This is a genomic window from Bradyrhizobium sp. MI1.10, assembly GCF_055811035.1.
Map to the genome: position 1 here is coordinate 71,683 of NZ_JBVVPN010000003.1, position 26,900 is coordinate 98,582.

22 protein-coding genes and 1 riboswitch are annotated in these 26,900 nt (G+C 64.8%); of the genes, 11 read left to right on the forward strand and 11 right to left on the reverse strand.

Features of this window, described 5'->3' with window-relative positions:
- Positions 1-214: 214 nt before the first annotated feature.
- Positions 215-538 carry a DUF1476 domain-containing protein gene (locus tag AC0L3K_RS04540; protein WP_007602260.1) on the forward strand — a complete coding sequence of 108 codons (324 nt, stop codon included), beginning with the start codon at positions 215-217 and terminating at the stop codon, positions 536-538.
- Positions 539-593: 55 nt separating this feature from the next.
- Here the strand turns inward: AC0L3K_RS04540 and cynS are convergent, their stop codons facing one another.
- The 4 genes from cynS to AC0L3K_RS04560 all read right to left on the reverse strand — a co-directional run bounded on the left by cynS (position 594) and on the right by AC0L3K_RS04560 (position 4,409).
- Positions 594-1,076, reverse strand: a complete 483-nt coding sequence (gene cynS / locus AC0L3K_RS04545; RefSeq protein ID WP_007602258.1) for a cyanase — start codon at positions 1,074-1,076, stop codon at positions 594-596.
- A gap of 16 nt (positions 1,077-1,092) precedes the next feature.
- The gene (locus tag AC0L3K_RS04550; RefSeq protein ID WP_007602255.1) at positions 1,093-2,016 is read right to left on the reverse strand and encodes an ABC transporter ATP-binding protein; all 924 of its coding nucleotides are present in this window, start codon (positions 2,014-2,016) and stop codon (positions 1,093-1,095) included.
- Positions 2,017-2,020: 4 nt separating this feature from the next.
- The gene (gene ntrB, locus AC0L3K_RS04555; protein ID WP_354128073.1) at positions 2,021-2,863 is read right to left on the reverse strand and encodes a nitrate ABC transporter permease; all 843 of its coding nucleotides are present in this window, start codon (positions 2,861-2,863) and stop codon (positions 2,021-2,023) included.
- A gap of 166 nt (positions 2,864-3,029) precedes the next feature.
- Positions 3,030-4,409, reverse strand: a complete 1,380-nt coding sequence (locus AC0L3K_RS04560) for a CmpA/NrtA family ABC transporter substrate-binding protein (RefSeq protein ID WP_007602251.1) — start codon at positions 4,407-4,409, stop codon at positions 3,030-3,032.
- Between the two features lie 159 nt (positions 4,410-4,568).
- Between AC0L3K_RS04560 and AC0L3K_RS04565 the strand changes: the two genes are divergently transcribed.
- Positions 4,569-6,497 (forward strand): sigma 54-interacting transcriptional regulator, encoded by a 1,929-nt coding sequence (locus tag AC0L3K_RS04565; RefSeq protein ID WP_354128072.1) that lies wholly within the window; start codon positions 4,569-4,571, stop codon positions 6,495-6,497.
- Between the two features lie 6 nt (positions 6,498-6,503).
- Here the strand turns inward: AC0L3K_RS04565 and AC0L3K_RS04570 are convergent, their stop codons facing one another.
- Genes AC0L3K_RS04570 through AC0L3K_RS04580 form a run of 3 tightly spaced genes read right to left on the reverse strand, consistent with a single transcriptional unit; the run spans position 6,504 to position 9,139 of the window.
- Positions 6,504-7,382, reverse strand: a complete 879-nt coding sequence (locus AC0L3K_RS04570; RefSeq protein ID WP_007602248.1) for a sulfurtransferase — start codon at positions 7,380-7,382, stop codon at positions 6,504-6,506.
- 46 nt (positions 7,383-7,428) lie between these two features.
- Positions 7,429-8,562 (reverse strand): acyl-CoA dehydrogenase family protein, encoded by a 1,134-nt coding sequence (locus tag AC0L3K_RS04575; RefSeq protein ID WP_354128070.1) that lies wholly within the window; start codon positions 8,560-8,562, stop codon positions 7,429-7,431.
- Between the two features lie 34 nt (positions 8,563-8,596).
- Positions 8,597-9,139 (reverse strand): OsmC family protein, encoded by a 543-nt coding sequence (locus AC0L3K_RS04580; protein WP_007602244.1) that lies wholly within the window; start codon positions 9,137-9,139, stop codon positions 8,597-8,599.
- Positions 9,140-9,383: 244 nt separating this feature from the next.
- Here AC0L3K_RS04580 and AC0L3K_RS04585 point away from each other — a divergent pair, with 244 nt between their 5' ends.
- Positions 9,384-10,049: a TetR/AcrR family transcriptional regulator gene (locus tag AC0L3K_RS04585; RefSeq protein WP_354128069.1), complete on the forward strand. Its 666-nt coding sequence runs from the start codon at positions 9,384-9,386 to the stop codon at positions 10,047-10,049.
- A 78-nt stretch (positions 10,050-10,127) separates the two neighbouring features.
- Here the strand turns inward: AC0L3K_RS04585 and AC0L3K_RS04590 are convergent, their stop codons facing one another.
- Positions 10,128-11,687, reverse strand: coding sequence for a bifunctional AfsR/SARP family transcriptional regulator/alpha/beta hydrolase (locus tag AC0L3K_RS04590; protein ID WP_354128068.1), 1,560 nt, complete (start codon positions 11,685-11,687; stop codon positions 10,128-10,130).
- Positions 11,688-11,835: 148 nt separating this feature from the next.
- On the opposite strand from AC0L3K_RS04590, the gene mddA reads away from it, so the two are divergent.
- Genes mddA through AC0L3K_RS04605 form a run of 3 tightly spaced genes read left to right on the forward strand, consistent with a single transcriptional unit; the run spans position 11,836 to position 14,343 of the window.
- Positions 11,836-12,597: a methanethiol S-methyltransferase gene (mddA, locus tag AC0L3K_RS04595; protein ID WP_354128067.1), complete on the forward strand. Its 762-nt coding sequence runs from the start codon at positions 11,836-11,838 to the stop codon at positions 12,595-12,597.
- Positions 12,594-13,568, forward strand: coding sequence for an NADPH:quinone oxidoreductase family protein (locus tag AC0L3K_RS04600; protein ID WP_473365494.1), 975 nt, complete (start codon positions 12,594-12,596; stop codon positions 13,566-13,568). The genes mddA and AC0L3K_RS04600 overlap by 4 nt, the downstream gene beginning before the upstream one ends.
- 28 nt (positions 13,569-13,596) lie before the next feature.
- Positions 13,597-14,343 (forward strand): hotdog family protein, encoded by a 747-nt coding sequence (locus AC0L3K_RS04605; protein ID WP_473365495.1) that lies wholly within the window; start codon positions 13,597-13,599, stop codon positions 14,341-14,343.
- Between the two features lie 122 nt (positions 14,344-14,465).
- On the opposite strand, the gene AC0L3K_RS04610 is transcribed toward AC0L3K_RS04605, so the two are convergent.
- Positions 14,466-15,665 carry a TrmJ/YjtD family RNA methyltransferase gene (locus tag AC0L3K_RS04610; protein WP_473255832.1) on the reverse strand — a complete coding sequence of 400 codons (1,200 nt, stop codon included), beginning with the start codon at positions 15,663-15,665 and terminating at the stop codon, positions 14,466-14,468.
- 367 nt (positions 15,666-16,032) lie between these two features.
- Here AC0L3K_RS04610 and AC0L3K_RS04615 point away from each other — a divergent pair, with 367 nt between their 5' ends.
- Positions 16,033-17,247, forward strand: a complete 1,215-nt coding sequence (locus tag AC0L3K_RS04615) for an NADP-dependent isocitrate dehydrogenase (protein ID WP_007602224.1) — start codon at positions 16,033-16,035, stop codon at positions 17,245-17,247.
- A 123-nt stretch (positions 17,248-17,370) separates the two neighbouring features.
- A complete protein-coding gene (locus AC0L3K_RS04620; RefSeq protein WP_007602222.1) occupies positions 17,371-17,886 on the forward strand; it encodes a DUF3455 domain-containing protein in 516 nt (171 codons plus the stop codon).
- A gap of 4 nt (positions 17,887-17,890) precedes the next feature.
- On the opposite strand, the gene AC0L3K_RS04625 is transcribed toward AC0L3K_RS04620, so the two are convergent.
- Together AC0L3K_RS04625 and alaS are read right to left on the reverse strand one after the other, a co-directional pair.
- Positions 17,891-19,117 (reverse strand): cyclic nucleotide-gated ion channel, encoded by a 1,227-nt coding sequence (locus tag AC0L3K_RS04625; RefSeq protein ID WP_354128063.1) that lies wholly within the window; start codon positions 19,115-19,117, stop codon positions 17,891-17,893.
- Between the two features lie 4 nt (positions 19,118-19,121).
- Positions 19,122-21,815: an alanine--tRNA ligase gene (gene alaS, locus AC0L3K_RS04630; RefSeq protein WP_354128062.1), complete on the reverse strand. Its 2,694-nt coding sequence runs from the start codon at positions 21,813-21,815 to the stop codon at positions 19,122-19,124.
- A 223-nt stretch (positions 21,816-22,038) separates the two neighbouring features.
- Positions 22,039-22,128, forward strand: a riboswitch (glycine riboswitch).
- Positions 22,129-22,270: 142 nt separating this feature from the next.
- Here alaS and gcvT point away from each other — a divergent pair.
- The 3 genes from gcvT to gcvP all read left to right on the forward strand — a co-directional run bounded on the left by gcvT (position 22,271) and on the right by gcvP (position 26,845).
- On the forward strand, positions 22,271-23,419 hold the full coding sequence (gcvT, locus tag AC0L3K_RS04635; protein ID WP_354128061.1) for a glycine cleavage system aminomethyltransferase GcvT: 1,149 nt from the start codon (positions 22,271-22,273) through the stop codon (positions 23,417-23,419).
- Positions 23,420-23,430: 11 nt separating this feature from the next.
- A complete protein-coding gene (gene gcvH, locus AC0L3K_RS04640) occupies positions 23,431-23,799 on the forward strand; it encodes a glycine cleavage system protein GcvH (protein ID WP_473365496.1) in 369 nt (122 codons plus the stop codon).
- Positions 23,800-23,980: 181 nt separating this feature from the next.
- Positions 23,981-26,845 carry an aminomethyl-transferring glycine dehydrogenase gene (gene gcvP, locus AC0L3K_RS04645; RefSeq protein ID WP_007602217.1) on the forward strand — a complete coding sequence of 955 codons (2,865 nt, stop codon included), beginning with the start codon at positions 23,981-23,983 and terminating at the stop codon, positions 26,843-26,845.
- Positions 26,846-26,900: the final 55 nt, after the last annotated feature.

Sequence of the window (26,900 nt, forward strand, 5' to 3'; positions counted from 1 at the left end):
CCCCTAGAAACAGAACGGGAACCCAGCCTTAGGCAACCTATCCGATTGGCTGTCCCAGCACAATCGATCCGGCCGTCCGGCATCAAACTTATACCGTCTTGCCTGCGGCTTAACGGCTCGTTGTTTTGCCGATTCGTGCCCCCTATCTAGGCATGCACCGGGGCTCTCGCAACGAGGGCCGGCCGGGTCCAGTCAGCAGGGAATTGGAAAAGGCATGAGCACGTTGGACAAGCGCGAGGAAGGCTTCGAGAAGAAGTTCGCCCTCGACGAGGAGCAGAAATTCAAGGCGGAAGCCCGCCGCAACCGCCTGCTCGGGCTGTGGGCGGCCGAAAAGCTCGGCATTACCGGCGATGCCGCCACGGCCTATGCCAAGGAGGTGGTCGCGGCCGATTTCGAGGAAGCCGGTGACGCCGACGTCCTGCGCAAGGTCATGGCCGATTTCGCCGCGAAGAACGTCGCCATCACCGAACAGGCGATTCGGGCCAAGATGAACGAGTTGATCGCGGTGGCGGCGGCCGAGGTGAAGGCCGGGAAATAAGGCGAAAGCGGCATTCCGGGGGACGTCTGCGACGCACCCCCGGAATGCCAACCAGCTATCCCTCCTTGAAGCCATATTCCGGCACATTGCCGCTGGCGCCGTAATATTTGTACGGCAGGAATTTGCCGCTCATGGTGATCTTGACGCGGTCGCCCTTCGGATTGGGCAGGCGCTCCATCACCATGTCGAAATCGATCGCCGACATGATGCCGTCGCCGTACTCCTCCTCGATCAGCGCCTTCCAGGCCGGACCGTTGACCATGACCAGTTCGTAGAAGCGATAGATCAAGGGATCGGTCGGCGGCATCGGCATGCCGCGCATCGGCGTCTCGTTCAACATCGTGGTCTCGGTCTTCGTCAGGCCGAACAGTTCAGCGGCGTTCGCGGCCTGCGGCTTGGTCAATTTCATCTGGCCGAGGATCGCGCCCGTAATCAGCACCTCGGAATAACCGCCGATCTGCTCGCAGATGTATTTCCAGGTCCAGCCCTTCTCGCGCTTGATGTCGAGCAGCTTCTCGGTGAGGTCTTCGCGTTTCATGTGAGGGTCTCCTTTTTCAAGCAGTCAGCCCGGGACTCGTCCCGGGTATCCAGGTCTGTCGTTGCTCGTCGCCACCGGACGCGACGGTCAGTCCGGGCTTGCCGATATGCACCACCGGCACATTGCGCGGATCGTGAGCGGGCGTCTCGACGGCAAAGGTCTTGCTGCGCGTCACCAGGAAATCGACGATGTGGTTGCGCAGCGCGTAGTACAGCGGATGGCGGTGCAGATCGGTGCGGCCGCGGTCCCTCGGCAACGGGTTCTCGACCACTTCGGCCAGCACCGCGCCGGGTCCGTTGGTCATCAGGAATATCTTGTCGGCGAGATAGATCGCCTCGTCGACGTCATGGGTAATCATGAACGCGGTCTGCCCGGTCTCCAGACAGATGCGCCGCACCTCGTCCTGCAGCGTGCCGCGCGTCAGCGCGTCGAGTGCCGAGAACGGCTCGTCCATCAGCATCATCTTTGGCGTAATGGAGAGCGCACGCGCGATGCCGACGCGCTGCTTCATGCCGCCGGAAAGCTCGGAAGGTCGCTTGTGTTCCGAACCCGTCAGGCCGACGAGATCGATAAAAGTCTGCGCATGCGCCTTCACCTTGGCGCGATCCCAGCTCCGCCATTTCGAGCTCACGGCGTAGGCAACGTTGCCGAGCACGGTGCGCCAGGGCAGCAGCGCATGGCTCTGGAAGATCACGGCGCGATCGAGGCTGGTGCCTGAAATGGCCTGTCCGTCGACGATGACCGCGCCTTCGCTCGGCGCATCGAGGCCGGCGAGGATGTTGAGCACCGTGGTCTTGCCGCAGCCGGAATGGCCGATCACGCAGCAGAACTCGCCCCGCGCCATCGACAGCCACAGATTCTCGAACACGGTCGTCGTCGCACCACTCGCGCCCGGATAGCGCTTGGCGATGCCTTCGATGGAGACGAATTTCTCGGTCACTGCCCTACTCCGGAAACGTGACCATGCGCGTGAAACGCGCGAGGATCTGGTCGAGCAGCATGCCGACGACCCCGATCAGCAGGATCGCGATGATGACGTTGGTGATCGAGAGGTTGTTCCACTCGTTCCAGACGAAATAGCCAATGCCGGTGCCGCCGACCAGCATTTCGGCCGCAACGATCACCAGCCACGCAATGCCGATCGAGATGCGCATGCCGGTCAGGATCGTCGGTGCCGCTGCCGGCAGGATGACCGTGAAGGCGCGCCTGATCGTTCCGACCTCGAGCGTTCGCGCGACGTTGATCCATTCCTTGCGTACGCTCGCGACCCCGAACACGGTGTTGAGCAGCATCGGCCAGATCGAGCAGATGAAGATGACGAAGATCGCGGAGATCGAGGAATCCTTGATGGTGTAGAGCGCGAGCGGCATCCACGCGAGCGGGGAGATCGGCTTCAGCACCTGGATGAAGGGATCGAGCGCCTGACTGAGCAGCGGCGACATGCCGATCAGGAAGCCGAGCGGGATGGCGACGAGCACGGCAAGCAGATAGCCGGTGCCGACGCGCGCGATCGAGTAGCCGAGCTGGATGCCGAGCCCCTTGTCGTTCGGCCCGTTGTCGTAGAACGGCCTCCTCACATGCTCCCAGAGTTTTGCGCCGACATCGAGCGGCCCGGGCATGGCAGATTTGCCCTGGGTCGCGGTCAGGCCCATCAGCTTGGCGTATTCCGCGCTCATCGTGGCCACCGGCGCCGTCGAGCGCACGGCGAGATGCCAGACGCCCAGGAACGCGACGAGCAGCACGATCGAGACCAGGCCGGCGCGGAGACGGAGGGAGGCGGTGGTCATCTCCCTCTCCCCGTTCTTACGGGGAGAGGGTCGGGGTGAGGGGCATGCTTCCGCATATTCGGTGAGCGACGAACTCGCGGAGAGTCCCCCTCACCCGGATTGCATCTAACGATGCAATCCGACCTCTCCCCGCAAGCGGGGCGAGGTGAAAAGAGAGCGCGGCCGCTCACGACGCCTTCCTGATCTTGAAGCCCGCCAAATAATCCTCGGGCTTGGCCGGATCGAAACTCTTGCCCATCACCGCAAACGATTTGTAGCTGCCGGCTGGCGGCGCCAGGCCCATCTCGGTCATCAGCTTCCTGGTGTCGGTTGCGAGATAGACCTGCTCGGCGATCGCCTTGTAGTCGACGTCGCCCTTGATCTGGCCCCAGCGCTTCATCTGCGTCAGCATCCACACCGCGAAGGACTGCCAGGGGAACGGGTCGAAATCGACGCGCTTTTCATCCGTCTTCACGCCGCCGAGGCCGTCGGCATAGGTGCCGGTCAAGACCTGTTCCAGCACCGTGACCGGCGCGTTGATGTAGTTCGCCGGCGCGATGGCTTCCGCGATCTGCTTGCGGTTCTCCGCCTTCGACGCATAGGCCGTGGCATCGACGATCGCGCGCGTCAGCGCGGCAAAGCTGTTCGGCGCCGTCGTGATGAACTCGCGGCTGGCCGCGAAGCTGCAGCAGGGATGGCCGTCCCAGATTTCCTTGGACAAGAGATGCATGAAGCCGACGCCGTCATAGATCGCGCGCTGGCAGATATTGTCGGGCGCGAGGAAGCCGTCGATGTTGTCGGCGCGCAGGTTTGCCACCATTTCCGGCGGCGGTACCGAACGCAGCTGCACATCGGTGTCGGGGTCGATCCCGTGTTCGGCGAGATAGTAGCGCAGCAGATAATTGTGCATGGAATAGTCGAAGGGGATGGCGAATTTCATGCCCTTCCAATCCTTCGGGTCGCGCTTGTCCTTGTGCTTGCTCGCCAGCACGATGCCCTGCCCGTTGATGTTCTCGATCGCGGGCACGGCAAACGGAATCGCGTTGGCACCTAGGCCAAGCGAGATCGCGAGCGGCATCGGCGCCAGCATGTGCGCGGCGTCGTATTCCTTGTTGATGGTCTTGTCGCGGATCACGGCCCAGCCGGCGGTTTTGACCACGTCGACGTTGAGGCCGTGCTTGGCATAGAAGCCCAGCGGCGCCGCCATGATGATTGGCGTGGCGCAGGTGATCGGGATGAAGCCGACCTTGAGATCCTTCTTTTCCGGCGTGCCGGCCTGCGCAAAAACCTCGGTCGCGGTCTGAAGCGGGAAGAACTGCGACAGCGCGGCCAGCGCGGTGGAGGCCCCGACCGACTTCAGGAATGCTCGCCGCGCCACGTCCTGCGGAAACATCGCGCGCATCACGGCAGAGGCGACCACGCCCTCGTAGCGCTTCTCCTCGCTCTCGACGGGATCACAGCGCAACGCGGTGGCCTGCTCATGCTCCGCCGCGGATTGATGCTGACCACAGGCACAGCCGGCTCGCAGGTTGCGATTGGGATCAAACGGATTGTCGAAAGTGGACATCGGACCTCCTGCGCGTCGTTGCGAGGAGAATTACGCAAGGAGCATGCCACCACCTTCGCGCCCACCAGTGCCTTGATGACGCAGCACTTTCGCCTGCACTTGGTCATTACGAAAATTCGTGATAAACGAGATTTCGTAGTTGAATAACGAGATTTCGTAATGGCAACGACGCCAATGCTCGCCCACGACGACGTGGCCCCGACCATCGATCCGCGCGTCGCGGCTTTCGAATCCTCGGTCGAAGCGACGCTGCTGATCGACCCCTTCGGCGACCTGATCGTCGATGCCAATCCCGCCGCCTGCGCCCTGCTCGGCTACGACCGCGCGCTGCTGCGCCAGACCAGGCCGAGCACGCTGCATGCCGGCGAACTTCCGGCGCTGACCGTGTTCACCCAGGCCGTGCTGCACAAGGGCGCCTACTGGACCACGGCGCTGAACCCGCGCCATGCCACCGGGCAGAATCTCCGGCTCGAATATGCCGGCTGCGTCCTGCCCCATGACGGGCGCACGCTGGTCCAGCTCACCCTGACCGATCTCGAAGCACGCCGCCGCCGCAATGTCGATGCCGCCGCTGAAGACCACATGCGCAGCGGCATCTCGACCTGGCAGCGGGTCGAGCGCGTGTTCCAGGACATCGAGCGCGAGAACCAACTGATCCTGCGCGCCGCCGGCGAAGGCATTTACGGCGTCAACGCGGAAGGAAAGACCACCTTCGTGAACCCCGCCGCCGAGCGGATGCTGGGCTGGACTGCCGAGGAGCTGGTCGGCAAGGAAATCCATCCCATCATGCACCACACCCACCATGACGGGCGGCACTATCACAACCATGATTGCCCGATCTACGCGGCGTTCCGCGACGGCGCCGTGCACCAGGTCGATGGCGAGGTATTCTGGCGCAAGGACGGCTCGCCGGCCTGGGTCGAATACACCTCCACGCCGATCCGCGATCGCGGCGTGGTGGTCGGTGCCGTCGTGGTGTTTCGCGACGTCAGCCAGCGCCGCGAGGCCGACGAGAAGCTGCACGCCGCGCTCGCCGAAGTCGATCGCCTGCGCGAACGTCTCGAGCTCGAAAACGCCTATCTCCAGGAAGAAATCCGCATCGAGACCAATCCGCGCGGCATCATCGGTGGCAGCGAGGCGATCCAGACGACGCTGCGCCAGGTCAAGCTGGTGGCGCCGACCAGCGCGGCGGTAATGATCACCGGGGAATCCGGCACCGGCAAGGAGCTGATCGCGCGCGCCATTCACGAGGATTCCACCCGCAGCGACCGGCCGCTGATCCGCGTCAATTGCGCCGCGATCCCGCGCGAATTGTTCGAGAGCGAGTTCTTCGGCCATGTCCGCGGCGCCTTCACCGGCGCGACGCGCGACCGCATCGGCCGCTTCGAGCTCGCCGATGGCGGCACGCTGTTCCTCGACGAGGTCGGCGAGATTCCACTCGAATTGCAAGGCAAGCTGCTGCGCGTGTTGCAGGAGGGCAATTTCGAGCGGGTCGGCCAGGAGCGCACCCGCGCGGTCGACGTCCGCGTCATCGCCGCGACCAACCGCGACCTCAAGCAGGAGGTGCAGCGCGGCCGTTTTCGCGAGGATCTCTATTTCCGGCTCAACGTGTTTCCGATCGAGACGGTGCCCTTACGCGAACGGCGCGAGGACATTGCGCTGCTCGCTCAGCATTTCCTCACCCGCGAGAGCAAGGCGCTGAAATCGAATCTGCGCTTGTCGGAAGGCGATGCGCGGCGGCTGACGCGCTATGACTGGCCGGGCAATGTCCGCGAACTGCAGAACGTGATCGAGCGCGCTGCGATCCTGTCGCAGAACGGCCGTTTGCGGATCGATCTGCCCGACTCCTCAGGCACGCAGGCCCCGGTTGGCGCCACGCGGCAGAAGGCTGACGCACGGCCCGCTGTGATGACGTCATCCGAAATGCGCGATCACGAGCGCGCCAACATCCTGGCCGCGCTCGAGGGCTGCGCCGGAAAAGTGTTCGGCCCCGGTGGCGCGGCCGAGATGCTGGATATCAAGCCGACCACGCTGGCCTCGCGGATCAAGGCGCTGGGAATCGCGCCCCGTCCGCGTGCCCTCGGTTAGCGGCGATCACGCCGCCTTGGTCGTCACCTCCGATGCGATCGGCAATCCCTGCTCGATCGGCAGCGACGGATCGCGCGACCATTCGTTCCAGGAGCCGAAATACATCCGCACGTCCTTCACGCCGGCGTTTTTCAGCGCCAGGAACGTGTTCGAGGCGCGCGCGCCCTTGAAGCAGTAGAGATAGACCGGCGTGGAGGGCGAGATGCCGACCGTGGCGCATTCCGCCAAAATCTCGTCCTTGGACTTGAAGCGCGGGCCCTCGGCGGTTGGCTTCATCATGCGATACCATTCCAGCCACACCGCGCCGGGGATGCGACCCTTGCGCGGGCAGTAATCCTTCCCATACGGAGACGAGCTGTCGCCGATCCATTCGTCGACGTCGCGCACGTCGAGAATGGCGACGCCCGGCTTGCCGACCGCCGCCAGCATGGTCTTGGCGTCGATCAGGATATCGCCCGCTTCAGGCACGATTCCGAACGACGCCTTCGCCGGCGCCGGCACATCCTTCGTCACCGGAAGACCTGCGGCCGCCCAGGCATCGAAGCCGCCATGCAGCACCTTGATCTTGGGATAGCCGAGCATGGTGAGCAGGTAGTAGCCGCGGCAGGACTGGCCGAAGCCGGAGTTCATCGACTGCTCGTAGATCACGGCGGTCTCCTTGCCGGACAGGCCCGCGCCGCCAAAGGCGTCGGCGAACTTGGTCTTCAGCTCGGCCATGCCCTCCGGCGTCGAGGTCGCAAGAAACGTGAATATCTCATGCACGTTCACGGCATTGGGAAGGTGCCCGGCGCCATAGGCGTCGGGGTTGCGGGTGTCGATCACGACACAGGGCTCGGTCTTCAAGAGATCGGCAAGTTCGCTGGCAGAGATCAGAACGTCCGTCATTGGCAGCCTCTCCGTTGAGGTTAGATGGTGGGTGGGCTCGTAAAACTCAGGAATCGGCAAGCATCTTGCGCAACTGCTTGGTGGCAGGCGTGACGATCGCGACGAAATAGGCCTCGCGCAGCCGGCGCTGCGCGCGGTGGGACTTGAGGTAGCCGCGCGCGCCACAATGCAGCATCGCCGCATGCGCCGCCGCGACGCTGGCCTCGCCGGCGCGAAGCCTGAGCGCGATCACCTTGCGCCAGTAGGTCTCCTCTTCATTGTAGGGATCGCGCGCCAGCGCCATGGTCTCGGCCTCGAGCTCGGCGGCGAGATCGCGGAAATGCACCGGCTGTTGCGGCAAATAGCGGTTGATGTGACCGAGGGGATTATCGACCTCGTCCATGATGTTGATGCAGTCCTTGATGAGCCCGAGCGCCATGCCGGCCTGCAGCAGGATGAAACCGGCGCGGATCTTCTTGACGAAAGGCGCGGCGGGATCGGCCAGGATCAGCTCGTCAGGCACGAAGGCGTCACGGAACTGCACGCCGTAAGTGCCGGTGCCGTCCATGGCGAGGAACGGCTTGCATGGCGTCAGCGAGATCGCGGGATCCGAGCAGTCCGCCAAAAACATCACTTGGCCGGGCTCGCCACTTGCGATGCCCGGCTCGTCCTCGCGCTCGAAGATGGTACCGAAATAATGGTCGGGGCCGAGATTGGAGACCCAGGGCAGCGCGCCGCGCACGATGTAGCCGCCTTCGACCTTGCGCCCCTTCAGCTTGAGCTTTTCGATGCCGAAAAAGCTTTTCATCGGATTGGAGAGCCCGGTGCCGCCGAGCACGCGGCCGGTCGAGAACCCATCGCCGAAACGCTTTGCCAGCTTCATGTTGGTCGAGTTGGCGGCGTACCAGACCAGCGTGTTCTGGCACCACGCCATGAAGGCGGTGCTGCCGCAGACCTCGCCGATCGCCGACATGGCCTGGATGGCACAGCGCAGATCGGCAGGCCCTTCGTGCGGCACGTGACTGCCCCAGGCGCCGACCTCGCCGAATTGGCGCAGCACATCGGCCGGATAAATGGTGCCGGCATCGATGCCGGCAGCGAGCGGCGCGAGCTGCTCCCGCGCAATCCGGGCCACCTCGCCTGCAATGGACGGTGCGGGCTGATCCAAAACTTCGGTCCGTGATAAAGCCAGTGAACCCATGATCGTCTCCGCACCTTGTCCTGTTGCCGTCAGCTCAGATGCCGACCTCGAGATTGACCGGGCGGGTGAAGGTGTTGGCGACCGGCGACCATTGCTTCACATGGGCCACCAGCGCATTGATCTCGTCCGGCGAGATCCCCTCACATTCCATGTCGACCTTGACGCGGACGTCGGTGAAGCCGACCGGCTTGTCCGACATGTCGCCGGTGCCCCACACCGCGGTAATGTTGAGATCGCCCTCGAGCTCGAGCTCGAGCTTGTTGACGATCCAGCCGCGATGCACGGCGTTGGCGTGCAGGCCGACGGCGAGGCAGGACCCGAGCGCGGCGAGCGAGGCTTCGGATGGATTGGGCGCAGTGTCGTCGCCGAGCAGACCAGGCGGCTCATCGACGATGTAGGGTGGCAAATTGCGAATGTAGTTGGCGTGGCGGAATTTTCCTTCCGCGACCGTCTTGCACTTCAAGGTCTTGATGACCTTCGGATTGGCCTTGCCGTTGGCGATCAGTTGCTCGAGGCCATTCTTGTCGATGGGCGCAAGGCAACCCGTCAGCACTGTCTTCTGAACGACGGCAGTCATCATCTTCTCCCTGGCAGAAGTGGAAATCGGTAGGATACCGAACGGTCTGTTTCCTTGCATGGAGCGTGCCAGACCAGGCCAAAATCAAAAGGCGAAGCATTGGAGCCGCTTAGCGAACGCTGCCTGCGGATTGATCAGCTGCCGTTTGCTCAAAGGCGATGCAGACCGGCTTTCCCGTGCGAATCTTTTCAGCGCGGACAGATGCGGCTTGCTGATGCAGCGCGGCTGCGATTAAGTTGCATCCATGGTCAAGCCCTTACCCAAGAAGACGTCGAAGAAGATGTCTCATTTGCCGCACGGCGGCACCAGCGAAGACGAGTCCGCGCGCGGGCGCCTGCTCAACGCGGCGACGCATCTGTTCTGCAAGAACGGCATCAATGCCACCGGGATCGACGCGATCATCGCGGAAGCCGGCACCGCGAAGACCACGCTCTATAAATTGTTCGGCTCCAAGACCAATCTCGTCAACGCGGTGCTGGAGAGCGAAGGCAAGCAGTGGCGCGAATGGTTCATCGGCGCCATGGAAGAAGGCGGCGGCGACGCGCAAGCCAAACTCACGCGCATCTTCCCGGCCCTGAAGAGCTGGTTCGCGGAAGAACGCTTCTACGGCTGCCCCTTCATCAACGCGGTCGGCGAGCACGACAAGGACGCCAAGCAGTTCCGCAACATCGCGCTGAAGCACAAGAAGATCGTGCTCGGCCATATCGAGAAGCTCGCCGGCGAGCTCGGATCGAACGAGCCCGTCGTGCTCGCGCACCAGCTCGGCCTGTTGATCGACGGCGCGATCGTCGCGGCGATGGTGTCGCGCGATCCGGGTGTGGCGGATACGGCGGCGCTGACGGCAGGTCCCCTGCTCAGCCAGTCCAAGGCAAAGAAGAAGCGCGCGGCGGATCAGCTCGAGGCGGTGTGATCGCTCCCATCCCGTAGCCCGCATGAGCGCAGCGACATGCGGGACGACCGTCCCCGGATGTCGCGTCGCTCATCCGGGCTACAGCACTCGCAGCCGCTCGCGCGGTAACGCAGCAATGAACCGCCTGATCGCCCCCAGCACCGGTCCCTGATCGCCTGCAAAGAACCAGTGATCATGGCCGTCGAGCTCGACGAATTGCGCACCTTTGATCCGGCTCGCGAGATCGCGGCCGGCCGCAATCCGTACGGCCTTGTCGTCCCGACGATGCAGCACCAATGTCGGCATGGCAATCTGCGGCAAAAGCTGCCGCACGTCGGCGTCGCGAAACGCCTCGAGCACGGCCGAGATGCCGCCGGGACTGGAGGCCGCGCGCAATAGCCCCGCCCACCAGGCGCGGGCCTGGGGATCGCCGGCAAGGCTGGGCGCGAAGGTTTCAATCTCTACCGGTCCTCCCCATTGCGCAATGAGGTGCTTGCTCCAGGCGTCGTACTGGCTGGCGCGCAACGCGTGCGGATAGTCCTGCGACCAGCAGCCCTTGGCCAATGCACCGAACAGAATGAGTCCGGCCACGAGACGCGGCTCATCGACCGCAAATTTGATGCAGGCTGGCCCGCACTCGGATGCGCCGAACAGCACGACACGGCGCGAATCCGTCGCCCGCAACACGGTACCGATATCCTCCGCGGTGACATCGATACCGGGGGCCGATCCAACCCGGTCCGACAGCCCGATGCCGCGACGATCGAACACGATCAGGCGCCCAAGCTTCATCAGTGAGGCCAGAAACCTCCGGCTCGCGGGATGCTCCCAGGCGCGTTCCACATGCGACACGAAGCCCGGCATGACCAGGATGTCGACCGGACCGCTGCCATAGGTCTGATACGCCAGATGCACGCCGGCGCCCTTGACATAGCGCGTCGCTGGAATCGCATGTGCCGCCGCAGGACTCATTAGCGCCTCGGTCTCGGCTTCGGGCGCAACACCAAGCTCGTCACGCAGCCGCTGCGTCAGTGCCGCGTGGTGCCGCTCTGCCGCGCTGCGGTCGCCCGCCAGCAGCAGGCTGCGGATCAGATGCCGGCCGTAGACCTCGCTCAAAGGATCGAGCTCGGCCAGACGGGTCGCATGTGCGGTCGCGGCAAAGTAGTCTCCGGCAGCAGTCTTGTCCTGCACCAGACGCTCCAGCGCGTGAACGAGACGTCCGCGCAGCGCCTCGCGGCGAAAGAACGCCCAGTCGTCGAATTCCGGACAGTCCTCCGGCGAGAAGCCTGCGAGGAAATCTCCCCGATAAATCTGGCAGGCCTCGTCAAAGTCACCGCGATCGCAGGCGCTCTCGAACAGATGTGCATCGACCTGCAGCGCGACTGCCGGAGACCATCGCAGACTAGTCCGATCGGTCTCGAACACCTGCTGACCCAGCGTCAGCTCGATGCGGTGAAGCAGCCGCCGCAATCGCGCAAGGCCGGTCTCGCGGTCGGCCTCGGGCCACAGCTGCGTGGCCACCACGTCGCGGGCCGCAGCGCCCTTGGCTTCCGCGAGATAGACCAGCAGCGCGAGGCCCTTGCGCAGGGCCAACTTGATCGGGCGGCCGTCGGCGTGGACCTCCGGGAACCCGAACGTCCCCAGCGAGAAAACCGTCATGAAAGTCCTCCCTCCCCTCGCGGCGCCCCCGGGGGACGCACAGGGGACGGTCCAGCGATAGCAGTCGGGGCAGATCGAGCCTGCTCGCCGGCGAGCAACTCAGGCTCCTGCATGCGGCACGGCTGCATCAGGCACAATAGGAAAAAACATGATCTCGCGCCTCCTGATCCTGCTCTACGCCATCGTGAGCTACGTCATCTTCACGGTCTCATTTCTCTATGCGCTCGGTTTCGTCGGCAATTATGTCGTGCCCAAGTCGATTGATAAGTCGATCAACATGCCGATCGGCGTCGGCAGCCCGACGGACCTGAGCGTGGCCATCGTCGTCAACCTGCTGCTGATGAGCCTGTTTGCAATCCAGCACAGCGTCATGGCGCGCCCGGGTTTCAAGCGATGGCTGGTCAAATTCCTCCCCGCAGCCTGCCAGCGCAGCACCTATGTGCTGCTCTCCAGCCTGATCTTGCTGCTGCTGTTTTGGCAGTGGCGTCCGATCCCGACGCCGGTCTGGCAAACCAGCGGAACAGCGGCCTGGTTGCTGATCGGCGTACATTGGCTCGGCTGGCTGATCGCGTTCGCCTCGACCCACATGATCGATCATTTCGATCTGTTCGGCCTGCGCCAGGCCTTCGTTGCGTTCCGCGGGAGCGCGATACCAGGTCAATCGTTCAGGACGCCGCTGCTCTACAAGATCGTGCGGCATCCCATCATGCTCGGCTTCCTGCTCGCGTTCTGGGCCACGCCCGAGATGACCATTGGCCACCTTCTGTTTGCGCTCGCAAACACCGCCTACATCCTGGCCGCGCTTCAGTTCGAGGAGCGCGACCTGATCGCCGAATTCGGCGCGACCTATCAGGACTATCGCCGACGCGTTCCCATGCTGCTGCCGCGTCCTTTCGGAGCGCCCCGATGAAAGCGATTCTGTGCACATCGTTCACCGGACCCGGCGATTTGCGCCTCGGCGAGATCGACGAGCCGAAGCCGGCCGGCGACGAGATCCTGATCGACGTCCACGCGGCTTCAGTCAGTTTCATGGACCAGTTGGTGGTCTCGGGGCTCTATCAGATGCGGCCGCCGACGCCCTTCGTGCCTGGCACGGAAGCATCCGGTGTCGTCGTCGCGGTCGGCGACGAGGTCACGGGATTCGCGCCTGGCGACCGCGTGGCGTGCAGCGCCTGGACCGGCGGCTACGCCGAGCGGATGATAGCGAAGGACTCAAAGTGCGTGCGTCTGCCTGAAGGCGTCGCGTTCGAAGCCGCGGCGACGGTCCTGCATAATTACGGCACGGCCTATTATGCGCTGGTCGAACGGGCCCGGGCGCAGCGCGGCGAAACGCTGTTCGTCACCGGTGCTGCTGGCGGAGTTGGCCTTGCCGCCGTCGACCTCGGCCGCCATCTGGGACTGCGTGTCGTCGCCGGTGTCGGCTCCGACGACAAGGCAGCCCTGGTCCAGAGTTACGGCGCCAGCGAAGTCGTCAACTATCGCAGCGAAGATCTGCGCGGCCGGATCAAGGCGATCACGGCAGACGGCATCGATATCGGCTTCGACACTGTCGGTGGCGCGATATTCGAGCAGATGGCCCGCTCGATGAAGTGGGGCGGACGGCTGATGCCCATCGGCTTCACCAGCGGCGAGATTCCCCAGTTCCCGATGAACCTTCCGCTGCTGAAGAACTATTCCATCCTCGGAGTCTTCGTCGGCGCCTGGGCGGAGAAATTTCCCGCGGACGCCGCGCGTATGAATGCCACGCTGATGCAATTGCTGGCCGGCGGAAAAATCCGCCCGCATATCGATCGCGTCCTCCTTTTGGAGGAGGCCGGCGAAGCCATGCGTGCCGTGGCCAACCGAACGGTTCAGGGGCGAATTGTCCTCAAGATCAGGTAAAGTGCACGGGGAAGAGAGAACAAAACCGATGACACAGATCATCATCGACAAACGCTTTTGCGGTCCTCCCAACTCCGGCAACGGCGGCTATGTCTGTGGGCGGCTGGCCCGCCACATCCCGGGGGCTGCGGAGGTGACGCTGCGCGCACCGCCGCCGCTGGACACGCCGCTTGATGCGGTCGCGACGAACGACGGCACATGGGAGCTTCGCGACGGCGACAAGGTCGTGGCCACCGGGCGGCCGGCAAATGTCGAGGTCAAGCGGCTGGAGACAGCCAGCTTCGAGGACGCCTGCGCCGCCGAGCTATTGACGCCCGTGAAGCCGCACGAGCATCCCCTGCCGACATGTTTCGTGTGCGGTCCCGCAAGGGCAAAAGGCGACGGCCTGCGCATTTTCGCCGGCTCGCTCCGTGGTCACAATGCCGTTCTCGCGGCGAGCTGGACCCCGGACAAGAATCTCGCCGCCGAGAACGGCCTGATCGCCCCCGAATTTCTCTGGTCGGCGCTCGACTGCCCCACCGGTTTTGCCTGCAATTGCGATCAGCAGACCGGCGGCTTCGACCGGACGCCGCTACTGCTGGGCCGCATGTCAGCCCGAATCGAAGCCCGCCCCGGCCCCGGCGACCGCTGCATCATCACGGCGTGGCCGATCGCCCGCGACGGCCGGAAACGCACCGCCGAGGCTGCGGTGCATGATGAGGACGGGAGGCGGCTGGCGGTCGCGAAGGCGACATGGATTGCGGTCGACCGCGACGTGCAGCTCGGGCGTGGATGACGGTCTCGTAGGGTGGGCAAAGGCGCACAGCGCCGTGCCCACCTTTCTGTCTCAGCGCTATTGATGGACATGGTGGGCACGCTTCGCTTTGCCCACCCTACGAGACCTACGCGCTAGGAGACCTACACGCCCTGCTCGAGCATCCCCTGCAATCGCACCAGCTCCGCCTCGATATCCCGCTCGACATCTGCGGCCCGCATCTCGATCACCCGATAATCCCTCGCCTCGAGCCATGCCCGCCTTGCCGCGCGATCAGCCGCGATCGTCTCGCCCTCACCCGCATTCACCAGCTCGATCGCGATCCGGTGCGGGAACGAGACGAAGTCGGGGATATGCCGCCCCACAGGGGTCTGGCGCTTGAACCCGCCTGCGAAACGGCGGTCGCGTGTGAGCGCCTGCCACAGCAGGCGCTCGGCGTCGGTCGGGTTGCGGCGGAGCAGGCGGGCGAGGCCGCGCACGGTGGAGCCGCTGTCGGGCACCCCGCCGCCCTGCCCGTGCTCGGCCAAAAGCGCGCGCAGCCGCGTGGCCTGCTCGCCGTCGAGCACGCCGCCCTTGGCCGGGCCCTTGCGTCCCTCGGCAATGGCCATCACCACCCCGTGCAGGGTGTGCATGTCCTGCTTGGTCGGCTCCATCCGAGTGAAGATGTTGCGCAGGTTCACCAGCATGGTGTCGCGCTTCTCGGCCGGGCGCAAAAATTCGACCCGGTCGAGCTCGCGGATCAAATTGTCGAAGAAGGCCTGCATCTGGTGCTGCGAGGCGCGCTCGGAGCGCTCCGGCATCGCGTGCGGCAGCTGGCCGGAGGTCGCCCGCTTGAACCATTCGTAGCCGACCAGGAGCACAGCCTGGGCGAGGTTGAGCGAGGCAAAGCCCGGATTGACCGGGAAGGTAATGATGCGGTTGGCGAGCCCGACCTCCTCATTGGTCAGGCCCCAGCGCTCCCGGCCGAACAGGATACCGGCCTTTCCGCCGGCGGCGACGTGCCCGGAAATCTCACTAGCTGCGGCTTCCGGCCCCACCACCGGCTTGGCCTGGTCGTGGGGGCGCGCGGTGGTGGCGAACAGCAAGTCGAGGTCGGCGACGGCCTCACCGACCGTGTCGAACAATTCGACCTTGTCCAGAATATAGTCGGCCCCGGCCGCGGCGCGCTGGGCGGCGATGTTCGGCCAGCCGTCGCGCGGATTGACGATGCGCAATCGGCTCAGTGCGAAGTTACCCATGGCGCGCGCGGCCATGCCGATGTTTTCGCCCAGCTGCGGCTCGACCAGGATGACGATGGGACCGTCGAGGGAAAGGCCCGCCTTGCTCTTGTCAGTCCCCGACATCTCGCTTCGCTTTCACACTGGTTCTCAAGGCCTTGGACAGGCCCTCTTGATGAAATGATTCAAGGCCGGTCCTGACCTGGTCTCGACCCGGTCTTGACCTGCTCTCGGGCCGGCTGCCCGTTCGCCTGTCGTTTGCCTGTCCTGACAAAATTCTCAAGGGAAATAACGGGTTGGATTCGACTTTTGAATCTCGCCTGAAACTTCAGCCCTGCCCTCGCGACGGGGCTCCTCGAACCCCCATCTGCGGGGGCTGGATGAGCTAAAAGTGCATAATCCCTTGGCTTTCGCCCGCTGCTATCAGGTGCTAAGAGGCGGCGGATATTCCCGTGGCGCGCCAAAGCGCCGTTCCCAAGAGGCTTCCCCGATCATGGCAAAAATCAAGGTGTCCAACCCCGTCGTCGAACTCGATGGCGACGAGATGACCCGGATCATCTGGCAGTACATCAAGGACAAGCTGATTAACCCATTCCTGGATGTCGAGCTGCTCTATTTCGACCTGGGGATGGAGTACCGTGACGAGACCAACGATCAGGTGACGATCGACGCCGCCGAGGCCATCAAGAAGGTCGGCGTCGGCGTCAAGTGCGCCACGATCACCCCGGACGAGGCCCGGGTGAAGGAATTCAACCTCAAGCAGATGTGGAAGTCGCCGAACGGCACCATCCGCAACATCCTCGGCGGCGTGATCTTCCGCGAGCCGATCATCTGCAAGAACGTGCCGCGCCTCGTTCCGGGCTGGAGCAAGCCGATCATCATCGGTCGCCACGCCTATGGCGACCAGTACCGCGCCACCGACATCAAGTTCCCGGGCAAGGGCACGCTGTCGATGAAGTTCGTCGGCGAGGACGGCACCGTGATCGAGCGGGAAGTGTTCAAGGCGCCCGGCGCCGGCGTCGCCATGCAGATGTACAATCTCGACGATTCCATCATCGACTTCGCCCGCGCCTCGCTCAATTACGGCCTGCTGCGCAACTACCCGGTCTATCTCTCGACCAAGAACACCATCCTCAAGGTCTATGACGGCCGCTTCAAGGACATCTTCCAGGACATCTACGACCGCGAGTTCAAGAAGGAATTCGAGGCCAAGGGCCTGACCTACGAGCACCGCCTGATCGACGACATGGTGGCCTCGGCGCTGAAATGGTCCGGCGGCTATGTCTGGGCCTGCAAGAACTACGACGGCGACGTGCAGTCCGACACCGTGGCACAGGGCTACGGCTCGCTCGGGCTGATGACCTCGGTCCTCCTCACCCCCGACGGCAAGACGGTGGAAGCCGAGGCCGCCCACGGCACGGTGACCCGCCACTACCGCGAGCACCAGAAGGGCAAGGAGACCTCGACCAACTCGATCGCGTCGATCTTCGCCTGGACCCGCGGCCTGTCGCACCGCGCCAAGCTCGACAACAATGCCGAGCTCGCCAAGTTCGCGAACACCCTGGAGAAGGTCTGCGTCGACACAGTCGAGGAAGGCTACATGACCAAGGACCTCGCGCTCCTGGTCGGCGCCGACCAGCGCTGGCTCTCGACCACCGGCTTCCTCGACAAGGTCGCCGAGAACCTCGGGAAGGCGCTGGCGGCGTAAGCTGCCTCCACCCCGTCATTGCGAGCGAAGCGAAGCAATCCAGACTGTCTCTGCGGAGAGATACTGGATTGCTTCGTCGCAAGAGCTCCTCGCAATGACGAGACTTTTGCCTGAGGAAGCACCATGACGACACTCAAGAGTCTTGCGTTTGCAGTTCTCGTGCTGACCAGCACGCCCGCATTCGCCGCCGACCCGCTCCCCGACGCTATCGCCGCGCCCGGCGAGACAGTCGTGCTCAGCGTCCACGCCGAGGGCGCGCAGGTCTACGAGTGCAAGGCCGGCACCGACGGCAAGCTCGCCTGGGCCTTCCGCGAGCCGATCGCGACGCTGCTGTCCGAGGGCAAGACGGTTGGCCGGCACTATGCCGGGCCGAACTGGGAGCACGCCGACGGCAGCGCCGTGGTGGGCAAGATGACCGGCAGACTGGCGATCGGCAACGCGTCGGGCAAGACCACGGACATCCCGTGGCTCAAATTGGAGGTGACCTCCCGCCGCGGCAGCGGCGTCCTCGGCGATGTCACGACGGTCCAGCGTATTCATACGCACGGCGGCTGGTTGGACGACGGCCCTTGCGAAAAAGCCGGCAACTTTCAAAGTGTGCCCTACTCGGCCGACTACGTCTTCCTGAAGAAGGGTTGAGCCCTCAGCGGTCGGTGCCTTCGCGCTCCGCCTGCGCCAGCTCCGCCACGGCAAGGTCGCCGCTGCCCTCCAGCCGCGCCTTCGCCGTGTTGTGGACGTGCGCGGCGAGCGTCGGCATGCGTTCGATCAGGGCGTGAAAGTCCTGGGCGTCGAGCACCAGCAGCCGGGTCTTGCGTGTCGCCGTCACCGTGCCGCTGCGTTTTGTCTTGTGCAGCAGCGCGATCTCGCCGAAGAAGGTGCCATCCGCGAGCCGCACCTGCTGGTTCGGCAGCGCGATCTCGACCTCGCCGGCGGTGATGAAGTACATCGACGAAGCCGCATCGCCCCGCCGCACCAATATCTCGCCCTGCTCGATGGTGCGCGCCCGCAGCAGCCGCATGATGTCGGCAATTTCGGATGCGCTGAGATGCGAGAACAGCGGCACCCGCGCCAGCATGCCCCAGGTGACCACGAAGTCGCGCCGCTTCACCTCTTCCGCAAAGGCCGTCGAGATGATCGCGACCGGCAGCGCGATCATGGCAAATCCGCTGATGATGGTGAAGACGGAGATGAACTTGCCGAGCGCCGTTACCGGCACGACGTCGCCATAGCCGACGGTGCCGAGCGTCACGATCGCCCACCACATTGCCTGCGGAATGGTGCCGAGCTTGTCGGGCTGCACGTCGCGCTCGATGGCGTAGAGCAGCGAGGCAAACGTCAGAACCGCGCCGATCAGGATGACGATGCAGCCGATCAGCGCCCGCCGCTCGGCGTGCACGGCCGCGAGCAGCGAACGCATCGCCGGCGAGTACCGCACCAGCTTGAAGAACGGCAGCACGCCGAGGGCTGCCAGCGTCGCATGCCGGCCGGTGGCGAGCACGATCGCAGCCGGCAGGAACGCGAGCAGGTCGATGATGCCGAGTGCGGAGAAGACATAGCTGAGCCGGTCGGACAGCGCGGACGCCGTGCGCTGAGTATGGCCCGCCACCGTCCACAGGCGCGCGGCATATTCCAGCGCGAACACGATCACGGAGAGGATGGAGATGACCGCGAACAGCGCGCCGAACTGCGCGTCCAGCTCCGGCACCGAGGCAAGAATCATCGCAGCGACGTCGAGCACGATGACGCCGATGACCAGCTGGATGAAGCGCGATCCGACCGAGTAGGCCAGCGGATCGTGCTCCAGCAATTCGTAGAGGCGATCCCTCAGATTGGGATCGGTGGAGCCACGTCCTCGCGGAACGGGGCGCACCTGCTTACGCGCCGGCCGATTTTTGTTCAGTCATGGCTTTTTCGATCGCCGTGAGCGCCGCGGCCGCATTCGCACCATCGGGGCCGCCGGCCTGCGCCATGTCGGGCCGCCCGCCGCCGCCCTTGCCGCCGAGCGCCTCGGAGGCGACCTTCACCAGATTGACCGCATTGAAGCGCGAGGTGAGGTCAGCGGTGACGCCGACCACGACGCCGGCCTTGCCGTCCTCGGTGACGCCGACGATGGCGACGACGCCGGAGCCGATCTGCTTCTTGCCGTCGTCGGCAAGGCTCTTGAGATCCTTCATCTCGATGCCCTCGACCGCGCGCGCCATCAGCTTGACGTCGCCGACCTCGCGCACACCGGAGACCGCGCCGTTGTTCGCAGCCGCACCGCCGCCCATCGCGAGTTTCTTGCGGGCGTCGGAGAGTTCGCGCTCGAGCTTCTTGCGCTCCTCCATCAGGGCACTGATGCGCGCCGGGACGTCGTCGATCGAGGTGCGCAGTTCGTTGGCCGCCGTCTTCGCCAGCGCCATGGTCTCGTTGGCGTGCTTGCGCGCGTAGTTGCCGGTCAGCGCCTCGATGCGGCGCACGCCGGAGGCAACCGCGCTCTCGCCGGTCAGCGTGATCAGGCCGATATCGCCGGTGCGCTTGACATGCGTGCCGCCGCACAGTTCGACCGACCAGCCGAGCGCGTTGGTGCCGCGCTCGCGCGCGGTCCGGCCCATCGAGACGACGCGAACCTCGTCGCCATATTTCTCGCCGAACAGCGCGCGTGCGCCGGCCTCGCGGGCCTCGTCCACGCCCATGACGCGGGTCGAGACTTCGTCATTCTCCAGCACCACCTCGTTGGCGATGTCCTCGACGCGCGCGAGCTCTTCCGCCGTGATCGGCTTCGGATGCACGAAGTCGAAACGCAGCCGATCCGGCGCGACCATCGAGCCGCGCTGGGCGATGTGATCGCCGAGCACCTGGCGCAGCGCCTCGTGGATGAGATGCGTGGCCGAGTGATGCGCGCGGATCGAAAAGCGCCTGCCGTGATCCACTTCGAGCTGCAGGGGGGTGCCGAGCTTCAGCTCGCCGCTCTCGACCGTGCCGACGTGAACGAAGAAATCGCCGAGCTTCTTCTGCGTATCGGTGACGCGGAATTTGATGCCGCCCTCGCCCGTCAATACGCCGGTGTCGCCGACCTGGCCGCCCGACTCCGCGTAGAACGGCGTCTGGTTCAGCACGATCGCGCCGGTGTCGCCGGCCTTGAGACTCGTGGCTTCCTTGCCGTCCTTGACCAGCGCGGTCACCACGCCTTCGGCGCTCTCGGTCTCGTAACCCAGGAATTCGGTTGCGCCGAGCTTCTCACGCAGCGGGAACCAGATCGCCTCGGAAGCCGCTTCGCCAGACCCCTTCCAGGATTCGCGCGCCTTGGCCTTCTGACGCTCCATCGCGTCGGTGAAGGAGGCCTGGTCGACGCTGATGCCGCGCGACTTCAGCGCGTCCTGCGTCAAATCGAGCGGGAAGCCATAGGTGTCGTACAGCGTGAAGGCGACGTCGCCGTCGAACATGTCGCCCTTCTTTAAGGAAGCGCTCTTCTCGTCGAGAATGGCGAGGCCGCGCGTCAGCGTCTTGCGGAAGCGGGTCTCTTCCAGCCGCAGCGTTTCCTCGATCAAATTTTCCGCGCGCATCAGATCGGGATAGGCCTGGCCCATCTCGCGCACCAGCGCCCAGACCAGGCGATGCATCAGCGGTTCTTGCGCACCGAGCAGCTGCGCATGGCGCATCGCGCGGCGCATGATCCGGCGCAGCACATAGCCGCGGCCCTCGTTCGAGGGCAGCACGCCGTCGGCGACCAGGAAGGCCGACGAACGCAGATGGTCGGCGATGACGCGGAACGAGGCCACGGTCTTCTTGTCCGGTCCGCTTCCGAGAGCCGACGCGGTCGCGTCGATCAAATGACGGAACAGGTCGGTCTCGAACACGCTGTCGACGCCCTGCATGATGCAGGCCATGCGCTCCAGCCCCATGCCGGTGTCGATCGAGGGACGCGGCAGCGGCACGCGCTCCTCCTTCGTCACCTGCTCGTACTGCATGAACACCAGATTCCAGAATTCGAGGAAGCGATCGCCGTCCTCCTCCGGCGAGCCCGGAGGCCCGCCCCAGATGTGCTCGCCGCGATCGATGAAGATCTCCGAGCACGGGCCGCACGGGCCGGTGTCGCCCATCGCCCAGAAATTGTCCGAGGTCGGGATGCGGATAATGCGATCCTCGGAGAAGCCGGCGATCTTCTTCCACAGTCCGGCCGCCTCGTCGTCGGTGTGATAGACCGTGACGAGCAGCTTGTCCTTCTTGAGCCCGTATTCCTTGGTGATCAGCTTCCAGGCCAGCTCGATCGCGCGCTCCTTGAAATAGTCGCCGAACGAGAAGTTGCCGAGCATCTCGAAGAAGGTGAGATGGCGCGCGGTGTAGCCGACATTGTCGAGGTCGTTGTGCTTGCCGCCGGCGCGCACGCATTTCTGCGAGGTGGTGGCGCGCTGATAGGGCCGCTTCTCGACGCCGGTGAAGACGTTCTTGAACTGCACCATGCCGGCATTGGTGAACATCAACGTCGGATCGTTGCGCGGCACCAATGGCGAGGACGACACGATCTCGTGGCCGTTCTCGGCAAAGAAGTTCAGAAAGGTCGACCTGATCTCGTTGACGCCGCTCATGTTCATCCAATCGGGTGTGCTTGTACCCGCCTTCCAGCCATCCAAACCGCGAGTTTAGGCTGATATCTGCGGGTCAAAGCGCTTTTAGACAAGGCCAGCTTCGCTGTCCAGAAACTGTGCAGACAGATCAAGGCGTTGCCGCAGATGCGCAATCCCGTTGGAAAGCCGCCGATGCCGCGTTGACAGGCTTGGCCGGCCTGTGGTCTTTACCTATCTGTATCGTACGGCCACGTCGGGAGAGACCGGCACCTGGTGCCGGCGCCGAAGGAGCAACCGCCCCGGAAACTCTCAGGCAAAAGGACCGCGTGGCTTTGACAGCATCTGGAAAGAGGCGCCGACCGGCTTAACCCGGATGGCGTCCGCCGACGGGATAATACTCTCAGGCACAGCGACAGATGGGGCTTCGACTGGTGTCCACGGGAAATCGTTCCCGGGGAACCGCCGAGGGCCCCCCGATGCTTGCGCGTGACGACGAAGACTCCCTGAAACGCACCCCTCTTTACGACCTGCATGTCTCGCTCGGCGGCAAGATGGTGCCGTTCGCGGGCTATGACATGCCGGTGCAATATCCGGCCGGAGTCCTGAAAGAGCACCTTCATACCCGCAACGCAGCCGGCCTGTTCGACGTCTCTCACATGGGCCAGATCGCACTCAGGCCGAGATCGGGCAAGGTCGAGGACGCCGCCCGCGCGCTGGAACGGCTGGTGCCGCAGGATATTTTGGCGATCGCGCCGGGCCGGCAGCGCTACGCCCAGTTCACCAATGCCGAGGGCGGGATTCTGGACGATCTGATGGTCGCCAATTTCGGCGATCACCTGTTCCTGGTCGTCAACGCCGCCTGCAAGGCCGAGGACGAGGCGCATCTGCGCGCGAATCTGTCCGACGCCTGCGTCATCGATTCGCTGGCCGACCGCGCGCTGATCGCGCTGCAAGGGCCGAAGGCGGAATCCGTGCTGGCGAAATTATGTGCAGAGGCGCCCGCCATGAAGTTCATGGATTCGGGCCCGCACAAGGTCGCCGGCCTCGACTGCTTCGTCTCGCGCTCCGGCTATACCGGCGAAGACGGATTCGAGATTTCGGTTCCTGCCGGCGGCGCCGAGCGGCTCGCCAGGGCCCTGCTGGACAATCCGGACGTCATGCCGATCGGGCTCGGCGCCCGTGACAGCCTGCGGCTCGAAGGCGGGCTTTGTCTTTACGGCCACGACATCGATACCGCGACCACGCCGGTCGAGGCCGCACTGGAATGGTCGGTGCAGAAGAGTCGCCGCACCGGCGGCGCGCGTGCCGGCGGCTTCCCCGGCGCGGAAAAGATTCTCGCTCATTTCGATCACGGCGCATCCCGCCGCCGTGTCGGCCTGCGCACCGAGGGCCGCGCGCCGGTGCGCGAGGGCGCGCTGCTGTTTGCGGACGCAACCTCCAGCGAGCCGATCGGAAAGGTCACCTCGGGCGGCTTCGGCCCGAGCCTGAATGCGCCGGTCGCGATGGGCTATGTGCCCACGAGCCTGAGCGCGCTCGACACAAAACTCTTCGCCGAGGTGCGCGGCCAACGCCTGGCCGTGCAAATCGCCGCCATGCCCTTCGTGAAAAACACCTACAAACGCTGAGGACTGAGAAAATGACCATGACGCTGTACACCACCGACCACGAATGGCTCGCGATCGACGGCGATGTCGCCACCGTCGGCATCACCGACTACGCGCAATCGCAGCTCGGCGACGTCGTGTTCATCGAATTGCCCAAGCTCGGCCGCACGCTGAAGAAGGCCGAACCCGCCGCCGTCGTGGAGTCCGTCAAGGCCGCATCGGACGTCTACGCGCCTGTTAGCGGTGAGGTGCTCGAGACCAACCCCGAGCTCGCGAGCGAGCCGGCGCTGGTAAACTCGGACGCGCAGGGCAAGGCGTGGTTCTTCAAGATCAAGATGGCCGACAAGAGCGAGCTCGGCGGTCTAATGGACGAAGCGGCGTACAAGGCCCACACGGCGTGAGATGATGCGAACTCTGACCTCATATTCGGTGTCATCGTCCGCGAAGGCGGACGATCCAGTACGCCGCGGCCCATCGGCCCTAGCCGAAGCGGCTGCGTTTACTGGATGCCCCGCCCCCGTGCGCAAGTGCGCACTAGGCGGGGTATGACGGCGACAAGAACATCTGAAGCGAGGACCCATGATGACCGCACACCGCAAATCCAACGGCGACACCAGCAGCTTCGTTCGCCGCCACATCGGCCCCTCCACGCGCGACGTCACCGCGATGCTCGAGGCCGTCGGCGCGAACAGCGTCGATGCGCTGATGGCGCAGACGCTTCCCGCTTCGATCCGGCAGGCCGCCCCACTCGATCTCGGCAAGCCGCTCAGCGAGACCGAGGCGATCGCGCATATGGCCGAACTCGCCGCCCAGAACCAGGTCTTCACTTCGTTGATTGGCCAGGGCTATTCCGGCACGATCTTGCCTGCGGTGATCCAGCGCAACATCTTGGAGAACCCGGCCTGGTACACGGCGTACACGCCCTACCAGCCCGAGATCAGCCAGGGCCGGCTCGAGGCGCTGCTCAACTTCCAGACCATGATCTGCGACCTCACCGGGCTCGACGTCGCGAACGCCTCGCTGCTCGACGAAGCCACCGCGGCCGCCGAAGCGATGGCGCTCGCGGAGCGGCACTCGCGGGTCGAAGCAAAGGCCTTTTTCGTCGACAAGGACGTGCATCCGCAGACACTCGCCGTGATGCGCACCCGCGCGGAGCCGCTGGGCTGGACCCTGGTCGTCGGTGATCCCCTCACCGATCTCGACAAGACGGACGTGCTTGGCGCGCTGCTGCAATACCCGGGCTCGTCAGGCGCTGTGCGCGACCTCAGGCCCGCGATCGCCAGCCTGAAGGCCAAGGGCGCGCTTGCGATCATCGCTGCCGATCTGCTGGCGCTGACAGTGCTCGCCTCGCCCGGCGAGCTCGGCGCCGACATCGCCATCGGCTCGGCGCAACGTTTTGGCGTGCCGATGGGGTATGGCGGGCCGCACGCGGCCTATATGGCGGTGCGCGATGCGCTGAAGCGTTCGCTGCCCGGCCGCATCGTCGGCCTCTCCGTGGACTCGCGCGGGATGCCTGCCTATCGCCTCGCACTGCAGACCCGTGAGCAGCACATCCGCCGCGAGAAGGCGACCTCCAACATCTGCACCGCGCAGGTGCTGCTCGCCGTGATCGCCTCGATGTATGCGGTCTATCACGGCCCCGAAGGCCTGACGCAGATCGCGCGCAATGTGCATCGCCGCACGGCGGTGCTCGCCGCGGGCCTGCGCAAGCTCGGCTTTGCGCTGCAGTCCGACAGCTTCTTCGACACGCTCAGCGTGGTTACAGGCGCGAAGCGTGCCGAGATCGTCGCGCGCGCGGCGGCCGAGAAAATCAATCTCGGTGTCGGCGACGACAGCTTGCGCATCGCGCTGGACGAGACCACCACGCCCGCGACGGTGGAAGCGGTCTGGCGCGCCTTCGGCGGCCAGCTTGCCTACGCCGAGATCGACGCGACCACGCGTGAGGCGCTGCCGGAGGCGCTCAAGCGCGCGACCTCCTTCCTCACCCACCCCGTCTTCCATGCGCATCGCTCGGAGACCGAGATGCTGCGCTACATGCGCAAGCTCAGCGATCGCGACCTCGCGCTCGACCGCGCGATGATCCCGCTCGGCTCGTGCACCATGAAGCTGAACGCGACCACCGAGATGATGCCGCTGACTTGGCCCGAGTTCGGCTCGTTGCATCCCTTCGCCCCGCGCGAGCAGGCCAAGGGCTACCACGCGCTGTTCGCGCGCCTGGAGAAGTGGCTGTGCGACATCACCGGCTATGACGCGATCTCGCTGCAGCCGAATTCGGGCGCGCAAGGCGAATATGCCGGGCTTTTGGCCATCCGCGGCTATCACGCGGCGCGTGGCGAGACGCATCGCAAGATCTGCCTGATCCCCTCCTCCGCCCACGGCACCAACCCGGCCTCGGCCGCGATGGTCGGCATGGACGTGGTGGTGGTCGCATGCGAGAAGAACGGCGACGTCGACGTCAACGATCTCCGCGCCAAGGCCGAGAAGCATTCGAACGACCTCGCCGCCGTCATGATCACCTATCCCTCGACCCATGGCGTGTTCGAGGAACATATCCGCGAGATCTGCGACATCGTGCATGGCCATGGCGGGCAGGTTTATCTCGACGGCGCCAACCTCAACGCGCAGGTCGGCCTGAGCAGGCCCGGCGATTACGGCGCCGATGTCAGCCATCTCAACCTGCACAAGACCTTCTGCATCCCGCATGGCGGCGGCGGCCCGGGCATGGGCCCGATCGGCGTCAAGGCGCACCTCGCCCCGTTCCTGCCGGGGCATCCAGCGGCGAACGGGGATGCGCCGGTCGGCCCAGTCTCGGCAGCGCCGTTCGGCTCAGCCTCGATCCTGACCATCTCCTACATCTACATCCTGATGATGGGCGGCGAAGGCCTCAAGCGCGCCACCGAGATCGCGATCCTCAACGCCAACTACGTCGCAGCAAGGCTCGATGCGCACTTCCCGGTTCTCTACAGGAACGAAAAGGGCCGCGTCGCGCATGAGTGCATCGTCGATCCCCGCGCGCTGAAGACGACCTCAGGCGTCACCGTCGACGACATCGCAAAGCGCCTGATCGACTACGGCTTCCACGCGCCGACCATGAGCTTCCCGGTGCCGGGCACGCTGATGATCGAGCCGACCGAATCGGAATCCAAGGCGGAGCTCGATCGCTTCTGCGATGCCATGATCGCGATCCGCAAGGAAATCGCCGAGGTCGAAGGCGGCCGCTTCAAGATCGAGGCCTCGCCGCTCCGTCACGCCCCGCACACCGTGCACGACATCGCTGACGACGATTGGAAGCGCGCCTACACCCGCGCCGAAGGCTGCTTCCCCGCGGGCACCTCGCGCAACGACAAATACTGGTCCCCGGTCGGGCGCGTCGACAATGTCTATGGCGACCGCAATCTGGTGTGCTCATGCCCGCCGGTGAGCGATTACGCGGAGGCGGCGGAGTAAGACGCTGCGTAGGATGGGTAGAGCGCAGCGAAACCCATCACTGCATTCCGTTCTA

Bases quoted from the DNA above. Each gene is read 5' to 3' on its own strand.
- AC0L3K_RS04540 (WP_007602260.1), top strand. From the start codon at position 215: ATGAGCACGTTGGACAAGCGCGAGGAAGGCTTCGAGAAGAAGTTCGCC.
- cynS (WP_007602258.1), bottom strand. From the start codon at position 1,076: ATGAAACGCGAAGACCTCACCGAGAAGCTGCTCGACATCAAGCGCGAG.
- ntrB (WP_354128073.1), bottom strand. From the start codon at position 2,863: ATGACCACCGCCTCCCTCCGTCTCCGCGCCGGCCTGGTCTCGATCGTG.
- AC0L3K_RS04560 (WP_007602251.1), bottom strand. From the start codon at position 4,409: ATGTCCACTTTCGACAATCCGTTTGATCCCAATCGCAACCTGCGAGCC.
- AC0L3K_RS04565 (WP_354128072.1), top strand. From the start codon at position 4,569: ATGGCAACGACGCCAATGCTCGCCCACGACGACGTGGCCCCGACCATC.
- AC0L3K_RS04570 (WP_007602248.1), bottom strand. From the start codon at position 7,382: ATGACGGACGTTCTGATCTCTGCCAGCGAACTTGCCGATCTCTTGAAG.
- AC0L3K_RS04575 (WP_354128070.1), bottom strand. From the start codon at position 8,562: ATGGGTTCACTGGCTTTATCACGGACCGAAGTTTTGGATCAGCCCGCA.
- AC0L3K_RS04580 (WP_007602244.1), bottom strand. From the start codon at position 9,139: ATGACTGCCGTCGTTCAGAAGACAGTGCTGACGGGTTGCCTTGCGCCC.
- AC0L3K_RS04585 (WP_354128069.1), top strand. From the start codon at position 9,384: ATGGTCAAGCCCTTACCCAAGAAGACGTCGAAGAAGATGTCTCATTTG.
- AC0L3K_RS04590 (WP_354128068.1), bottom strand. From the start codon at position 11,687: ATGACGGTTTTCTCGCTGGGGACGTTCGGGTTCCCGGAGGTCCACGCC.
- mddA (WP_354128067.1), top strand. From the start codon at position 11,836: ATGATCTCGCGCCTCCTGATCCTGCTCTACGCCATCGTGAGCTACGTC.
- AC0L3K_RS04600 (WP_473365494.1), top strand. From the start codon at position 12,594: ATGAAAGCGATTCTGTGCACATCGTTCACCGGACCCGGCGATTTGCGC.
- AC0L3K_RS04605 (WP_473365495.1), top strand. From the start codon at position 13,597: ATGACACAGATCATCATCGACAAACGCTTTTGCGGTCCTCCCAACTCC.
- AC0L3K_RS04610 (WP_473255832.1), bottom strand. From the start codon at position 15,665: ATGTCGGGGACTGACAAGAGCAAGGCGGGCCTTTCCCTCGACGGTCCC.
- AC0L3K_RS04615 (WP_007602224.1), top strand. From the start codon at position 16,033: ATGGCAAAAATCAAGGTGTCCAACCCCGTCGTCGAACTCGATGGCGAC.
- AC0L3K_RS04620 (WP_007602222.1), top strand. From the start codon at position 17,371: ATGACGACACTCAAGAGTCTTGCGTTTGCAGTTCTCGTGCTGACCAGC.
- alaS (WP_354128062.1), bottom strand. From the start codon at position 21,815: ATGAGCGGCGTCAACGAGATCAGGTCGACCTTTCTGAACTTCTTTGCC.
- gcvT (WP_354128061.1), top strand. From the start codon at position 22,271: ATGCTTGCGCGTGACGACGAAGACTCCCTGAAACGCACCCCTCTTTAC.
- gcvH (WP_473365496.1), top strand. From the start codon at position 23,431: ATGACCATGACGCTGTACACCACCGACCACGAATGGCTCGCGATCGAC.
- gcvP (WP_007602217.1), top strand. From the start codon at position 23,981: ATGACCGCACACCGCAAATCCAACGGCGACACCAGCAGCTTCGTTCGC.